This window comes from Cryobacterium sp. TMT2-4 (genome assembly GCF_004402575.1).
Lineage (GTDB): Bacteria > Actinomycetota > Actinomycetes > Actinomycetales > Microbacteriaceae > Cryobacterium > Cryobacterium sandaracinum.
Window position 1 is genome coordinate 1 of the sequence record NZ_SOGE01000017.1, and the last position, 15,247, is coordinate 15,247.

Annotated in this window: 9 protein-coding genes and 1 CRISPR repeat array; of the genes, 5 read left to right on the forward strand and 4 right to left on the reverse strand. The window is 68.7% G+C overall.

Annotated elements, in window-relative coordinates:
* Window positions 1-364 precede the first annotated feature (364 nt).
* Window positions 365-587: direct repeats of the CRISPR family, unit length 24 nt; unit sequence CCACACGCGCAGGCTCGGCCGGGC.
* 65 nt (window positions 588-652) lie between these two features.
* Entirely contained in the window at window positions 653-2,332 is a 1,680-nt protein-coding gene (locus E3O54_RS04975) for an MFS transporter (RefSeq protein ID WP_241976750.1), read from the reverse strand.
* On the reverse strand, window positions 2,329-3,153 hold the full coding sequence (locus tag E3O54_RS04980) for a tryptophan-rich sensory protein (RefSeq protein ID WP_134401062.1): 825 nt from the start codon (window positions 3,151-3,153) through the stop codon (window positions 2,329-2,331). The genes E3O54_RS04975 and E3O54_RS04980 overlap by 4 nt, the downstream gene beginning before the upstream one ends.
* An 85-nt stretch (window positions 3,154-3,238) precedes the next feature.
* Here E3O54_RS04980 and E3O54_RS04985 point away from each other — a divergent pair, with 85 nt between their 5' ends.
* Window positions 3,239-3,625, forward strand: a complete 387-nt coding sequence (locus E3O54_RS04985) for a VOC family protein (protein WP_104099249.1) — start codon at window positions 3,239-3,241, stop codon at window positions 3,623-3,625.
* 25 nt (window positions 3,626-3,650) lie between these two features.
* On the opposite strand, the gene E3O54_RS04990 is transcribed toward E3O54_RS04985, so the two are convergent.
* Window positions 3,651-4,349: an HAD-IA family hydrolase gene (locus E3O54_RS04990; RefSeq protein ID WP_104099248.1), complete on the reverse strand. Its 699-nt coding sequence runs from the start codon at window positions 4,347-4,349 to the stop codon at window positions 3,651-3,653.
* A 68-nt stretch (window positions 4,350-4,417) separates the two neighbouring features.
* Between E3O54_RS04990 and E3O54_RS04995 the strand changes: the two genes are divergently transcribed.
* Both E3O54_RS04995 and E3O54_RS05000 read left to right on the forward strand, forming a co-directional pair.
* Entirely contained in the window at window positions 4,418-6,580 is a 2,163-nt protein-coding gene (locus E3O54_RS04995) for a S9 family peptidase (protein WP_134401063.1), read from the forward strand.
* A 205-nt stretch (window positions 6,581-6,785) separates the two neighbouring features.
* The gene (locus E3O54_RS05000; RefSeq protein WP_134401064.1) at window positions 6,786-9,956 is read left to right on the forward strand and encodes a DEAD/DEAH box helicase; all 3,171 of its coding nucleotides are present in this window, start codon (window positions 6,786-6,788) and stop codon (window positions 9,954-9,956) included.
* On the opposite strand, the gene E3O54_RS05005 is transcribed toward E3O54_RS05000, so the two are convergent.
* On the reverse strand, window positions 9,953-10,477 hold the full coding sequence (locus tag E3O54_RS05005; RefSeq protein WP_104193986.1) for a flavodoxin domain-containing protein: 525 nt from the start codon (window positions 10,475-10,477) through the stop codon (window positions 9,953-9,955). The genes E3O54_RS05000 and E3O54_RS05005 overlap by 4 nt on opposite strands.
* A 230-nt stretch (window positions 10,478-10,707) precedes the next feature.
* Here E3O54_RS05005 and E3O54_RS05010 point away from each other — a divergent pair, with 230 nt between their 5' ends.
* Together E3O54_RS05010 and E3O54_RS05015 are read left to right on the forward strand one after the other, a co-directional pair.
* A complete protein-coding gene (locus E3O54_RS05010; RefSeq protein WP_104099236.1) occupies window positions 10,708-12,930 on the forward strand; it encodes a bifunctional diguanylate cyclase/phosphodiesterase in 2,223 nt (740 codons plus the stop codon).
* Window positions 12,891-15,230: a bifunctional diguanylate cyclase/phosphodiesterase gene (locus E3O54_RS05015; RefSeq protein WP_158250189.1), complete on the forward strand. Its 2,340-nt coding sequence runs from the start codon at window positions 12,891-12,893 to the stop codon at window positions 15,228-15,230. The genes E3O54_RS05010 and E3O54_RS05015 overlap by 40 nt, the downstream gene beginning before the upstream one ends.
* Window positions 15,231-15,247 lie beyond the last annotated feature (17 nt).

The following is a 15,247-nucleotide window of genomic DNA, read 5'->3' on the forward strand; positions in this document are numbered from 1 at the left end:
CGCCCTCATCGCCCTCGCCATGCTCAGCCTCGGCGGCCACAAACCAGTGCTCCCCGGCCGGGTTTAACCCACGGATGAAGCAGGAGAGCCGAGATTCTGAGGAAAAAGCGGGTCAACGGGCTGTTTGGAATGCTTGTGGGCAAAATCTCCGTCGAATTCGTTCGGGATTCGCGGTGGAGCACGGGGTGGCGGGTGGGGTGACGCACGGGGTCGCGCGTGGATGCAGAGCGCACCCGTGCGGCTGCAAATCCGGCGGGTGTTGTGGCCAACTCAGGAGATCCGTCCGGCCGGGACGGACATCCGCACCCGTTCCGCACTGGTCCGTGGGAGCCGGGCAATGCGGGCGACGGATGTCCTGAGTTGGCCACACGCGCAGGCTCGGCCGGGCCTGACCCGCGGCAGGTCTCCTGCGTTGGCCACACGCGCAGGCTCGGCCGGGCCTGACCCGCGGCAGGTCTCCTGCGTTGGCCACACGCGCAGGCTCGGCCGGGCCTGACCCGCNCTGAGTTGGCCACACGCGCAGGCTCGGCCGGGCCTGACCCGCTGCAGGTCTCCTGCGTTGGCCACACGCGCAGGCTCGGCCGGGCCTGACCCGCGGCGGAGCCCGGGATTCCCACACCCGCGAAACCCCCTGGCCGTCAGGTACACGCAGCTAGACGGGCTCCCCCGCGGTCTCGGCCGCCGGGATGCTCTGGCCGGGGACGGCATCCTCGCGGCGCGACTCCGCGTGTGGCGCGGTGCCGGACAGCCGTAGCGTCGCCAGGAAGCCGAGCACGAGGAACCCGGCTGCGGCGTACGCCGAGTAGCGGGTGCCGTCGCTGAACGCCTCGCGGACGGCATCCGCCAGCTCGGGGCTCTGCTCTTCGAACGACGGGATCACCGAGCCCGCACTGTCGACGACCGCGTCGACGATCTGACTCCGGGTCTCGGCAGTCAGCCCGGGCACCTCGGCCAGCTTCGCATCGAGCGACGTACCGACCGTAGTGAACAGCACGGTGCCCAGCACCGCGATGCCGAGCGCCGAGCCGATCTGCCGGGCGGTGCTGGACGTGCCGGAGCCCTGGCCGCTCTGCGCCACCGGCACATCCTTGAGCACGACGCCGGTGAGCTGGGCGGTGGCCAGCCCCACGCCGATGCCGTAGACGAACAGGAATGGCACCACGACGAGCCAGGTGGACTCGGCCGTGATGACCAGGCCGAGGCCGGCGACGCCGATGATCTCGGCGACGATCCCGAACCGCACGATCGTCTCGGGTGAGATCTTGTTGCCGAACGCCCCGGACACCCCGCTGGCCACGAACGAGCCCAGCGCGAGGGCGAGCAGCACGAATCCGGTCTGCAGGGCGTCGTAGCCGAGCACATTCTGCAGCCAGAGCGGCAGTGACAGGATGATGCCGAACTCACCGAGGGAGACGATCATGGCCGCGATGTTGCCGTTTCGGAACGACGGGATCGAGAACAGGGAGAAGGCGAGCAGGGTGGTCTTGCCGGCCCGCTGGCGGTAGAGCCCCCAGTAGATGAAGGCCACGCCGGACACGACGGTGATCAGGAACACAAATGGAATAATCGACAGCGAGTACGGCCAGGTCCAGTCTCCCGCAACCGGCGCTTTGTCGGTGAGCCACCAGCCGTAGGTGCGTCCCTCGATCAGCCCGAAGACGAGCGACGCGCTGGTGATCACCGAGAGCACGGCGCCGACGACGTCGATGCGGCGCGGCTCGCCGGCATCCTTCGATTCGAGCACGAAGACCAGTACGCCGACGACGATGACGATGCCCAGTGGCACGTTGATGCCGAATGCCCAGCGCCAGGAGAAGGAGGTGGTGAGCCAGCCGCCGAGCAGGGGGCCGACGGCCACCATGCCGCCGATGGTCGAGCCCCAGATCGCGAACGCGATGCCCCGGTCACGGCCGCGGAACGTGGCGTTGATGATCGAGAGCGTGGTGGGCAGCACCATCGCACCGCCGACGCCCTGGATCAGCCGACCCAGGATCAGGAGTTCGCCCGTCTGCGCGAGCGCCGCGAAGACGGATGATGTGGCGAAGACGATTACGCCGAGAATCAGGATGCGCCGTCGACCAAACCGGTCGGCAAGCGTTCCGAAAACCAGCAGCAGGGCCGCGAAAACCAGGGTGTAGCTCTCCTGCACCCACTGCACCTGGGTCGAGGTGATCGCCAGGTCGTCGACGATCGAGGGGATGGCCACGTTGATGATCGTGGAATCGACGATGATCAGGGCGACGGCGACGCTGATGAAGACGAGACCGGCCCAGCGCCGGCGCGCCGAGGTGACGCCCGCCGGGGTGACAGGCAGGGTGGCCGGATCGCTCACGCGGTGACCGATCGGGACGTGGCGGATGTGGCGGACGTGACGGACCTGGAGGTGCGCACGCGCACGGTGATGGTGACGATCAGGATGGCGGCCACGGCGACGATCGCCGCGATCGCCGTGGGAGTGGAGAGCAGGGTGCCGGCCAGCCGGGCCACGGCCACCCAGGCCAGGCCCCAGCACAGCGACGCGGCCGGGGCGAGGCGGCCGTGGCCGTAGATCGCGAGGACTACGCCGACCAGCCCGGCGACGGCGATGACCAGCACCGCCCACAGGTCCGCGCTGAGGCCGAAGCCTTCGAAGCCGGAGGCGACGAGCACCGCGGTGACGTTGGCGGCGGTGGCGATGGCCACCCAGCCGAGGTACAGGCCCACGGTGCCGTCGGCGACGATCGTCTCAATCAGGTTTTTGGGCCGGGTGCGGAGCGTGAGCTGGAACGCCCGGATCAGCACGACCAGCAGAAGCACGATCACGGGCACACTGAGCCAGAGCAGGTCGAACTGGATGCTCAGGATCCAGGCGGCGTTCAGCACGAGCGACGCGGCGATCGGGTAGCCCAGGGCGCGTTGGCGGTCATCCGTTCTCTGCGCCGGCAGGAGCTGCCACAGGGCGTAGGCGATGAGGCCGAGGTAGATCGCGGTCCAGATGCCGAAGGCCGGCCCTTCGGGGGCGATCGGGGTGGCGTCGGCGGCGAGCGCTCCGCCTGACGCGTTCTGGATCGGGGTTCCGCCGGCGGCGCCGGACCCGATGAACGATCCGACGACGGCCAGGATCACGCTCGCCAGCACCACCGTTTGACGCAGTGGATCGCTGCTCTTATTCATCTCGGTCTCCCAACAATCTGCCACCTTAATAGTCGACGGTTTCATCCTGACCTCTTCCGCCCCCTGGAGTATGCGAAACTGCCGCATGCGCATCAACGGAGTGCACCACATCGCCATTATCGCCAGCGACTACGACGTGTCCAAGGCCTTCTACCTCGACGTTCTCGGCTGCACGCTCGAAGCGGAATACTTCCGGGCCGCGCGCCGGTCGTGGATGGGCAAGCTTGCCCTGAACGGCCACTACCTGATCGAACTGTTCTCTTTTTCCGACACCCCGCCCCGGAAGAGCGGCCCGGAAGCGCTCGGACTGCGTCACCTCGCGTTCGAGGTCGACGACGTACCGGCCGCGCGCGACGAGCTGATCGGCAAGCACGTCGAGGTTGAGGAACTGAGGGTGGACCCGAACACCGGCAAAGCGATGTTCTTCTTCCGCGACCCCGACGGGCTGCCGCTGGAAATCTACGAGCGCTGAGTCCGGACGCTATTGCTCCGGGCTGCTACTGCTCGGTCACCAGGTGGAAGACCACTCCGTCATCCTGCACGGACACGCGCAGGCGGTCGAGACCGGAGACCACCAGGTCGGCCTCCAGGTCGGCGGCCCGATGGGTGCCGACGACGCCGATCGTGGCGCAGCCGGCGGCGCGGGCGGCGGCAAGGCCGGCTGGGGCATCTTCGACCACGACGCAGCGGGCCGGGTCGACGCCGAGGCGTTCGGCAGCCAGCAGGAACGGCTCGGGGAACGGCTTGCCGCGGCTGGTGTCGTCGATGGTCACCACCGTGAGCGGTGCGGGGAAGCCGGCGGCGTCCAGGCGCACCAGGCACAGCTGCCGGGCACAGGACGTGACGATCGCCCGGCGGGCCTCGGGGATGCTCGCCATGAGTTCCGCCGCGCCGGCCAAAATCCTGACGCCATCCGTGTCGGCCAGTTCGAACTCGGTCAGCCGGGTGACGGATGTCTCGACCAGCTCCTCCGCCACCAGGGTCGCGATCATCTGACGCGCCGGCACCCCGTGCTCGGGGCCGGTGAACGACGGGCCGAGGCCGACCTCGGCACCCCAGCGCAGCCAGGACCGGGTGACCGCCTGAGTGGAGTCGACCAGGGTGCCGTCCATGTCGAAGAGCACGGCCTGGAAGACCTGCCCCTGCAGGGCCTCCTCCCGGGAGGTTTCGAGCGGGGCGATTCCGGGCTGCGTCATTGTGGTTCCATTCGTCTCTGGGCTGGTACCCCTCAAGTCTGCGCCCTCACGGAACTACGCTATGACTCATGACCACTCCTCCCCGCGCGGTGCAGAAGCCACAGCAGCGCAGTTTCCATGACGACGTGTTCACCGACAACTACGAGTGGCTGCGCGACAAGGACAGCCCCGAGGTGATCGCGCACCTCGAAGCCGAGAACACCTTCACGGATGCCCGCACCGCCCACCTGGCCCTGCTGCAGGAGCAGGTCTTCGAGGAGATCAGGGGCCGCACCCAGGAGACCGACCTCAGCGTTCCGGTGCGACAGGGCCACTGGTGGTACTACACCCGCACGGTGGAGGGGAAGGAATACGGCATCCACTGCCGTGCGCCGATCTCCGCGCCGGACGACTGGACCCCGCCGGTGCTTCCCGAGCAGATCCCCGAACAGACCAGCGGGCAGGCGAGCGGGTCCGCCGGTCTCCCGGGCGAGCAGATCGTGCTCGACGACAACGCCGAGGCAGCCGGCCACGAGTTCTACTCGCTCGGCAGCACCGACGTGAGCGGCGACGAGAACCGGCTGCTCTATGCCGTCGACACCGAGGGCGACGAGCGGTACACCCTGCGCGTGCGCGACATCGCGACCGGCGAGAATCTCGCGGACGAGATCCCGAACACCGGCGAGGGTGCACTGTTCGACCCGAGCGGCCGCTACATCTTCTATACGACCGTGGACGACGCCTGGCGGCCCGACACCGTGTGGCGACACGAGGTGGGAACCGCGGCCGCCGCCGACGTGTCGGTCTTCCACGAACCCGACGAGCGCTTCTGGGTGGGCATCGGCCTCACCCGCAGCCGCAGGTTCCTGCTGATCGAGGCCGGCTCGAGCGTGACCACCGAGACCCGGCTGCTCGACGCCGCCGACCCGACCGGCGAGTTCGCCCTGGTCTGGCCGCGGCTGGACGGCGTCGAGTACGACGTGGAGCACGCCGTGCTGGGCGGCGAGGACCGCCTGCTGATCGTGCACAACCACCACGCGGTCAACTTCGAGCTGGTCAGCGTCTCCGTCGCCGACCCGCGGGGTGAGAAACGGATTCTGCTGCCCCACGATACGGCCGTGCGCCTCGAGAGCGTCGACGCATTCCGCGACTTCGTGGTGGCCGAATACCGGCGGGACGGACTCACCCGCGTTGCCGTGAGCGCCGAGGCAGCCGACGAGGAACTCGATTTCGTCGAGCTCGGCTTCGAGGAACCGCTGTACTCCGTGGGCACGTCGGCCAATCCCGAGTGGGACACGCCGACCATCCGTCTCGATTACACCAGCTTCGTCACGCCGTCGACGGTCTACGACCACGTGGTCGCCACCGGCGAGCGCCGGCTGCGGAAGCAGCAGCCCGTGCTCGGCCGCTACGACCCGACCCTGTTCGAGCAGCGCCGCGAGTGGGCTATCGCCGCCGACGGCACGCGCATCCCGATCTCCCTCGTCTACCGGCGTGACCTCGTCGCTCCGGGAACTCCCGCCCCGACCCTGCTCTACGGCTACGGCTCCTACGAGATCAGCATCGACCCGTCGTTCAGCATCGCCCGGCTCAGCCTGCTCGACCGCGGCATGATCTTCGCGATCGCCCACGTGCGCGGCGGCGGCGAGCTGGGTCGACTCTGGTACGAGAACGGCAAGAAGCTGCACAAGCGCAACAGCTTCACGGACTTCATCGACAGCGCCCGGCACCTGATCGACCAGGGCTACACCAGTCCCGACCGGCTCGTCGCCGAGGGCCGCAGCGCCGGCGGCCTGCTGATGGGCGCCGTGGCGAACCTGGCCCCGGAACTGTTCGCGGGCATCCTCGCCGGGGTGCCGTTCGTGGACGCGCTGACGTCGATCCTGGACCCGTCGCTTCCGCTGACCGTGATCGAGTGGGACGAGTGGGGCGACCCGCTGCACGACCCTGAGGTGTACGCCTATATGCGCGGCTACTCCCCCGTGGAGAACGTGCGCGACACGCACTACCCGCGGATACTCGCTGTGACCAGTCTCAACGACACCCGAGTGCTCTACGTCGAGCCGGCCAAGTGGGTGGCCCGGCTGCGCGAGGTGGGAGCGGATGTTCTGCTGAAGACCGAGATGTCGGCCGGCCATGGTGGGGTGTCCGGCCGGTACAGCCACTGGCGTGAAACGGCGTTCGACTTCGCCTGGATCATCGATGCCGCCAGGGCGCATCCGTCGAGGGAAGCGGCGGTCACCGCGGTGTAGCTGAGTGAGTCTCAGCCAGGGCCCGAGCCCCGTGCCCGAGCCCGAGGCCTGGCGACATCTCCGACCCGAACGAATTCGACGGAGATTCTGCCCAAAACACCCCCAAACAGCCCGCATAAGCAGTTTTCCGGCAAAATCTCCGTCGAATTGGTTCAACCGCGGACACTGCGCTCCGACCGCGCTGCCCACATGAGAGCATGGAGCCATGTCTGATGCCGGGTCTCCCCCGGCGCGGGCGGACTGGAAGCGGATCGCGGGACCCGTGCCCGGCGAACCGGGTGGGACCACCGATCTGCCCGTTCCGATGGGCCTCCTATTCGAGCTGCGAGAGCAGACGCCCCGCACGAACGACCGCTGGCGTGGTGCGACGGCCCGGCCGGTCACGAACGTGCGCCCCGGGCAGGGCGAGATCCGGCTCGGGGTGCGCCCGGTCATCCGAAGCGCCCGTGGCAACTGGGTGCGCACGGACGTGGCGTGGAACCAACTGGGCTTCCACCGCAACCGCCTCAACCTCAACCGCGAGCACCACCGCTGGCTGAGCCAGATCCTGGCCCTGCACCGAGCCGTGCGCGGCGTATACACCAGCCAGGAGACGGACTGGATCTACCTCGACGACTTCGTCAGCCCGCTGCTCTGGACCCTCTTCGATGAGGCCGAGACCCTGGGGCTGCGTCTCGTGGGCAGCACGAAGGATGCCACGGTCAGCGTGGGCCGCGCGGCCCACGTGAGCCTCGACGCAAGCCGGAACGCCGCCGGCGCGTTCAGCAACACAGGCGCCGCCGGTACCCAGGGTCTGCTCCTGACCACCCGGCTCCTATTTGACGGCACCCCGCACCCCCCCGAGCATTCCGGGGCGATCGGCGGCCACGGGATCTACGGCTATGCCCTCGGGCCGCGCCCGGTGTTCACCCTGGCCCCGACCGTCGACGGTCCGCTCACCGCCGAGCAGCGCCGGCTGCTCGGTGCGCCCGGCACGGTTCTCGTGCCTGCCGACGAGACGGCCGAGTTCCTGAGCGACTTCTATCCGGCGCTGCGGCGCACCCTGCCGGTGATCAGCACGGATGGCTCCGTGCGCTTCCCCCAGGCCGACCCACCTCTGCTCGTGCTCACCGCCTGGTTCCGGCCGAGGCAGGCGCTGGAGCTGGCCTGGCATTGGGAGTACCGCGAGGGTTCCCTGCTGAAGAAGCTGCCCGTGCTGTCGTCCACGTCCACATCCACATCCACGTCCACGCCCACGCCCACGTCTCCCTCGAGCGGAAGCCGCGACGAGCCCACCGAACGGGTCATCCACGAGCGGGCCAGGCGTCTCCTCGAGGAGGCCGGCCGCCCCGACGCAGGCCCGGCCGCGACATCCCTCACCCTGCGCGGCATCGATGCGGCCGAGGTGGCCGAACGTGCGCTCCCGCGGCTGGAAGCGCTGCCCGGCATGCGCGTGGACATCCGCGGCACCCGGCCCGACTACCGCGAACTGACCGAGACTCCTGAGCTCACAATCAGCACGGTCGAGACGGACCAGCGGGACTGGTTCGACCTGGGCGTGATCGTCACGATCAATGGTCGGAGCGTGCCGTTCGGCCCGCTGTTTAAAGCTTTGGCGAAGGGGCAGGCGAAGCTCCTGCTGGTCGACAACAGCTACCTGTCGCTGCGGCAGCCGGCTTTCGAGCGCCTGCACGAACTGATCACCGAGGCCCGCGCCCTGCAGGAATGGGACACCGGCCTGCGCATCAGCCGCTACCAGGCTGCCCTCTGGAGCGACTTCGAGGACCTCGCCGACGACACCGAGCAGGCCGTGGCGTGGCGGGCGGCCGTGTCCGGGCTGATCGGCTTGTCCAAGGGCGCCGACGACGCCGAGCACGCCCCGCACGCCGAGCACGCCCCGCACGCCGAGCACGCCCCGCACGCCCCGCTGCCGGCCGCCGTGCACGCTACCCTGCGCCCGTACCAGGCGCAGGGCTTCACCTGGCTGACCTTCCTCTGGCAGCACCAGCTGGGCGGAATCCTCGCCGACGACATGGGCCTCGGCAAGACGCTGCAGACGCTCGCACTCCTGGCGCACGCGACCGCGCAGCCGGCCGAGCAGGCCCACCCAGCCGGGCACGCCCACCCGGCCGATCCGGCCCAGCGGCGGCCGTTCCTGGTCGTCGCCCCGACATCCGTCGTCGCCACCTGGCGCTCCGAGGCCGCCCGCTTCACGCCCGGCCTCGACGTTCGGGTGATCACAGCCACCGAGGCGGCCGACGGCATCCCGCTGACGGATGCCGCGGCCGGCGCCGACGTCGTCGTCACCTCCTACACGCTGTTCCGTCTCGACTTCGAGGCCTACCAGGCGCATGGCTGGGCCGGGCTGATCCTGGACGAGGCTCAATTCCTGAAGAATCGTGCCACCCGGGTGCACCTGTGCGCCCGCGACCTGACGACGCCGTTCAAGCTCGCGCTCACGGGCACGCCGATGGAGAACAGCCTGCTCGAGCTGCATGCCCTGTTCGCGATCGTGGCACCGGGCCTGTTCCCCTCCCTTCGGCGGTTCACGGAGGAGTATGTGCGCCCGATCGACCGCGGCGACACCCCCGAGGTGCTCACGCGGCTGCGCCGGCGCATCCGCCCACTGTTGCTGCGTCGCACCAAGGCGGTCGTCGCGCCCGAGCTGCCGCCCAAACAGGAGCAGGTGCTTGAGATCGAGCTGAACCCCCGGCACCGCGCGCTCTACGACACGTTCCTGCAGCGGGAACGGCAGAAGCTGTTCGGCCTGATCGACGACCTCGACAAAAACCGGTTCATCGTGTTCCGCTCGCTGACCCTGCTGCGGCTGCTCAGCCTGGACCCGTCCCTGGTCGACGAGAAGTACGCCGGAGTGTCGTCCAGCAAACTCGACGCCCTCTTCGAACAGCTGGACGACGTCGTCGCCGAAGGTCACCGCGCGCTCGTCTTCAGCCAGTTCACGTCGTTCCTGAAGAAGGCGGCCGCGCGGCTCGAGGCCCGGGGCATCCCCTACTGCTACCTCGACGGGTCCACCCTGCGCCGCTCCGAGGTGATCGACCGGTTCAAGACCGGCAGTGAGCCGGTGTTCCTGATCAGTCTGAAGGCCGGCGGGTTCGGCCTCACCCTGACCGAGGCGGACTACGTCTTCCTGCTCGACCCGTGGTGGAACCCGGCCACCGAGACGCAGGCCATCGACCGCACCCACCGCATCGGCCAGACGAAGAACGTGATGGTCTACCGAATGGTCGCCACCGGCACCATCGAGGAGAAGGTCATGGCCCTGCAGAAACAGAAGGCCGAGCTCTTCGACCAGGTGCTGGGCGACGCCCCAGCGGATGCGCCGGGGTTCAGTGGGAACCTCACGGCCGACGACATCCGCAGCCTGCTGGAGAGTTAGACGGACAGCTCACGGGCGATCTCCGCCGCCCATTCGTCGATCGCGACCCAGTTGCGGAAGTCGCCCTCGGGCAGCAGCTCGCGCCCACTCGGGATGCGCCGCACAAGTTTGTCCCGGCGGCCGAGCACGGTCGGGTCGAGCGCACCGAAGAACACCCGCATTCCGCGCGGCTGGAGCGACTGGCCGAACTCCTCGAACTGCTTCGGCTCACTCTCCTTGAGCAGATCTCGCCCCTGGGCGTCCTTCCCCGCGGTGCCGAGCGGCCCGCTGCTGAACAGCCACACCGGATGCGCCGTGATCAGTTCCTGGTGGCGCCGCACGAACTCCGTCGCGTCCTTGCGCCACGACCCCATGTAGGCGGAACTGCCGATCACAAAGGCGTCGTACTCGTCCACCTGGTCAACGGATGCGACCGGCCGGGCCACGGCATCCTGCCCGGCCTCCCGCAGTTTGCGGGCGATGCGCTCGGCGATTCCCTCGGTGGCTCCGTACTTGCTCGAAAACCCCACCAGTGTCGTCATGATTGCCTCCAGCTCGTCGGTCGTTCACTCAATCGTAGGGCGGTGCGCCGCCGCGCCCCGTCCACGATTCCCCACCCCCAATCGAGCGGGTCGGTTGGTTCTCCGTCTTCCGCCGCTGCTAATCTGAGATTAGATAACGTGGGGGTTCCGTGCAGTTGAATTCAGGGGCGCCCTACGGCCGCCTAGTTCGAGGTTTCTTTGCCAGGAGCGCCTCCTGGTCCGCCTGGCTGATGGCCGTTTTCCTGGGCAGCTACGTCATCGGCCTGCTGATGCCCGACGACGGATTCCACCTATTCGTCGACGGCTGGCTGGCGTCCCTCCTGAAGTTGTCCATGGTCGTCGTGTGCTGGGCCGCCGTGATGCGCAAGCGCTCGCGGAGCCGAGTGCGGATCGCGGCCAGCGGTCTGGAGCGATTCCGGCATCCCGAACTCCTGCTCACGGCCGCGGCGGTCACCATCATCGCGATCGTCGATTCCTATTCCCTGTGGATGCTGATCTGGGGTGCCGAGATATTCCCCCGCGTGAGCGAGGTCGGCTACCTCCTGTTCTTCGCCCTCATGCTATTCGTGCTGGTCATCATGGTGCGCCGCCAGCTGCGCGGCATGGTCTGGTCGGTGGTGCTGGACAGCGCCATCGGTGCACTCGGCGCGGCCTCGGTGCTGGCCGTGCTGCTCGGCCCGATGGCGAACTCAGTCGACGCGGCCGGGGCGAACAAGGCCATCGCCGCCGCCGTCGCCTACCCACTGTTCGACCTGCTGCTGGTTGCCGTCGTCGTCGCACTCACCACCTCGCAGGGCCCGGTTGCCGGCCGCCGCTGGATCCTCCTCGTCTTCGGCCTGCTGATGTTCACGTCCACCGGTCTCGTCTTCGCGTTACTCGAAACCAGGTACGTTCTCGGCACTCCTCTGGACGCCGGCTGGGCCGTGGGTCTGGCCCTGATCGCGGTGTGGGCGGATGCCTCGTCGCGACCCGATCTGGTTCGGAACAACTCCTCCAACGGCGTGGCGGCCCTGGCGCTGCCGGCGGTGTCGACCGCGGCCGGCCTGGGTGTGCTGCTCCTCGCCAGCCAGACGCCGGTTCCCCACATCGCGATCGGGCTGGCGGCGGCGACCCTGGCCCTCGCAGCCGTTCCCCTGGTCTCCCGGCAGGTGGCCCTGCGTCGCCAGTCCAAGACCGACGAGCTGACCGGTCTGCCGAACCGGCGTGCGCTGTACGCCGAGGTCTCGTCGAGACTGGCCGACGACAGGAGCCGGAACCGGGCGCTGCTACTGCTGGACCTGGACCGCTTCAAAGAGGTCAACGACAGCCTCGGGCATGACGCCGGCGACCGGTTGCTCGTGCAGGTCGGCCGTCGTCTGCTGGAAGGACTGCAGTCCGGTGACCTGCTCGCGCGGTTGGGCGGCGACGAGTTCGCCGTCCTACTCGAGCGCACCGACCAGGTGGAGGCCGAGGCGGTGGCCAACAAACTCCGGGCCACCCTGGCCCAGCCGTTCACCCTGGAAGGCATCTCCCTGCAGACCAGCGCGAGCATCGGAATCGCGCTCTACCCCGACCAGGGCGATGACCTGACCGCGCTGCTGCGCAAGGCCGACATGGCGATGTACAAGGCGAAGGCGACCCACAGCGGCCACCACGTCTACCGCAGCGCGGACAACCGCCACGGTGACGCCCGTCTGCGCACCCTGCAGGAGTTGCGCCTCGCCCTGACCGAGGACCAGCTGGTTCTGCACTACCAGCCGAAGATCTGCCTGAAGACCGGGTTCGTCTCAGGCGTCGAGGCCCTCGTGCGCTGGAACCACCCCGAGCGCGGTCTGCTGTTTCCCGACCAGTTCCTGACTCTGGTCGAAGAGGCCGGTCTCATGCACGCGCTGACCCAGGAGGTTCTGCGGAAGGCGTTGGACCAGTCCGTGCTCTGGGCGGCCCAGGCCCGTACCCTGACGGTTGCGGTGAACCTGTCCGCCAGTTCACTGATCGACGCCGATCTGCCCGAACGGGTGGGCACCATGCTGTCGGCCCGCGGTCTTCTGCCCACCGCGCTGATGCTCGAGATCACCGAGGACTTCCTGATGGCCGACCGCGACCGAGCCCGGGACATCCTGACCCGGTTGCGCGCCAGTGGTATCCGGATCTCCGTCGACGACTTCGGCACCGGTTACAGTTCGCTCGCCTATCTTCGTGACCTGCCCATCGACGAGCTCAAGCTGGACCAGTCCTTCATCTTCCCGATGGCCGACGACGCCCGGGCCGCCGCACTGGTGGCCTCCACGATCGACCTCGCGCACGGCCTCGGCCTGAAAATGGTCGCCGAGGGCGTGGAGAACAGCGTCGCCTACGACGAGCTGGTGCGCTACGGATGCGACTTCGCCCAGGGATACTTCATGTCACGCCCCCTCTCCGCCGCGGCACTCGACGAGTGGCTGACCGCGAGGCAGAGCGCGGCGGCCCTGCCATGACCGGCGGCACCCGTGAGCGGTTCCGCTTCGGCGCGCTGACGCTCATGCTGGTACTGGTCATCGCCTACACCCTCGGCCTGGCCCTGAAGGGCGATGACTTCAGCCCTCTGGTCGACGGCTGGCTCGCCATGCTCTCGGTGTGGGCACCCGTGCTCGTGGGCTGCGCCGCCGTCTACCGGGTCGGGCGCGGGCAGATCGAGGTGGGCCTCGCCACCGCCGCTCTGACCATGAACGCCCTGGCGGACACCTACTACCTCGTCAGCGCGGATGCCGACGGTGCGTCACCGTTTCCCTCGCCGGCCGACATCGGCTATCTGCTGTTCTACCTGCTCCTGCTCTGGGCGCTGGCGGTGCTCGTGAACCGGCAACTGCGCGGATCGGCCTGGTCCGTCTTCCTGGACACCGCCGTGGGTTCCCTGGGTGCCGCCGCAGTGCTGGCCGTCATCCTCAGCCCCGTCTTCGATTCCGCCGCCGCGGACCCGCTCAGCCTCGGTGCCGTCATCGCGGCCGCCTATCCGGTGCTCGACCTGCTGGTGGTGGCGGCGATCGCCGGGATCGTGGCGTCGCACGGCCCGGATGCCGGGAAGCGCTGGATGCTCCTCGTCGCCGGTCTGGTGGTCTTCGCCGGCGCCGACACCGTCTTCGCGCTGCAGGGTGACCTGTACACGGTGGGCACCCTGCTCGACGCGACCTGGAACATCGGGGTCGTACTGATTGCGCTCTGGGTGGACGGCACCTCCCTCCCGCGCCCGGTGCGGGATCGCAGGGCCACGGCCACAACCGTGTCCGCTCTGGCCGTGCCGATGGTGTCGACGATCGCCGGACTCGGGGTTCTGATCCTCGCCAGCCAGGTCACGGTGTCAAACCTCGCCGTGGCCTTGGCCGGGGCAACCATGGCGCTGGCGGTGGTGCCGCTGGTCGGCCGGCAACGGGTTCTGAACCTGCTGGCGCGAACGGACGACCTCACCGGTCTGCGCAACCGCCGCGCATTCAATGCGGACGTGCCCACCCGCCTGGCAGCAGTCGAGGGCCGGACGAGTGCCCTGCTGCTGCTGGACCTTGACCGGTTCAAGGAGGTCAACGACAGCCTCGGCCATGACGTGGGTGACCGGCTGCTGATCCAGGTCGGCATCCGTTTGAACCGGCAGCTGCGTGCCGGAGACCTCCTGGCCCGCCTCGGCGGCGACGAGTTCGCGATCCTGCTCACGGACTCCGCGCGGGAGGATGCCCTGACGGTGGCCGTCAAACTGCGCGCCGCGCTGGCCGAGCCGTTCATTCTGGAGGGCATCACGCTGCAGACCAGCGCCAGTGTCGGAATCTCCCTCTATCCCGACCAGGGCAAAGACCTGACGGCGCTGCTCCGCAAGGCCGACATGGCCATGTACAAGGCGAAAACGAGCCGCGGTGGCCACCACGTATACGACAGCGACGACGACAGCCACGGCGAGACCCGGCTGCGCACCCTGGCCGAACTGCGCCTCGCTCTCACCGATGAGCAGCTGGTGCTGCACTATCAGCCCAAGGTCGACCTCGGCAGCGGGGCGGTGCGGGACGTCGAGGCCCTTGTGCGCTGGAACCACCCCGAGCGCGGCCTGCTGCTGCCCGATCAGTTCGTGCCGATCATCGAGGAGGCCGGGCTGATGCACACCCTGACGCAGGTCGTGCTGCGGCAGGCGCTGGACCAGGCCGTGCTCTGGCAGGCGCAGGGGCATCCGCTGACCATCGCCGTGAACCTGTCGGCCAGCTCACTGGTCGACACGGAACTGCCGGACCGGATCGGTGCCATGATCGCCGCCCGCGGTCTGCCCTCGTCGATCCTGGCCCTGGAGATCACCGAGGAATTCCTGCTCAATGACCGGGGCCGGGCCCGAGGCATCCTCACCCGGCTACGCGAGCAAGACATCCGCATCTCCGTCGACGACTTCGGCACCGGCTACAGTTCGCTCGCCTACCTGCGCGATCTGCCCATCGACGAGCTCAAGCTCGACCGATCCTTCGTCTTCCCGATGGCCGGCGATGCCCGAGCCGCGACCCTGGTGTCCTCGACGATTGCGCTGGCCCACAGTCTGGGGCTGCGCATGGTGGCCGAGGGTGTGGACAGCGGCGCCGCCTACGACCAGCTGGTGGGCTTCGGCTGCGACTTCGCGCAGGGCTTCCACCTGTCGCAGCCGCTTTCCGCCGCCGAGCTGGACACCTGGCTCGCCGACCGACGAGTCGCAGATACCGCGTCGGCGCACGCGTGTGAGGTCGCACCCGCCGTGCCGCCCGGTGACCTTGTCGCGGAGCCGGCCGAGGTGTAGACCTCCCCTGCAAAGCG

Coding starts and splice junctions, on each gene's coding strand:
- E3O54_RS04980 (WP_134401062.1), bottom strand. CDS start 3,153: ATGAATAAGAGCAGCGATCCACTGCGTCAAACGGTGGTGCTGGCGAGC.
- E3O54_RS04985 (WP_104099249.1), top strand. CDS start 3,239: ATGCGCATCAACGGAGTGCACCACATCGCCATTATCGCCAGCGACTAC.
- E3O54_RS04990 (WP_104099248.1), bottom strand. CDS start 4,349: ATGACGCAGCCCGGAATCGCCCCGCTCGAAACCTCCCGGGAGGAGGCC.
- E3O54_RS04995 (WP_134401063.1), top strand. CDS start 4,418: ATGACCACTCCTCCCCGCGCGGTGCAGAAGCCACAGCAGCGCAGTTTC.
- E3O54_RS05000 (WP_134401064.1), top strand. CDS start 6,786: ATGTCTGATGCCGGGTCTCCCCCGGCGCGGGCGGACTGGAAGCGGATC.
- E3O54_RS05005 (WP_104193986.1), bottom strand. CDS start 10,477: ATGACGACACTGGTGGGGTTTTCGAGCAAGTACGGAGCCACCGAGGGA.
- E3O54_RS05010 (WP_104099236.1), top strand. CDS start 10,708: ATGGCCGTTTTCCTGGGCAGCTACGTCATCGGCCTGCTGATGCCCGAC.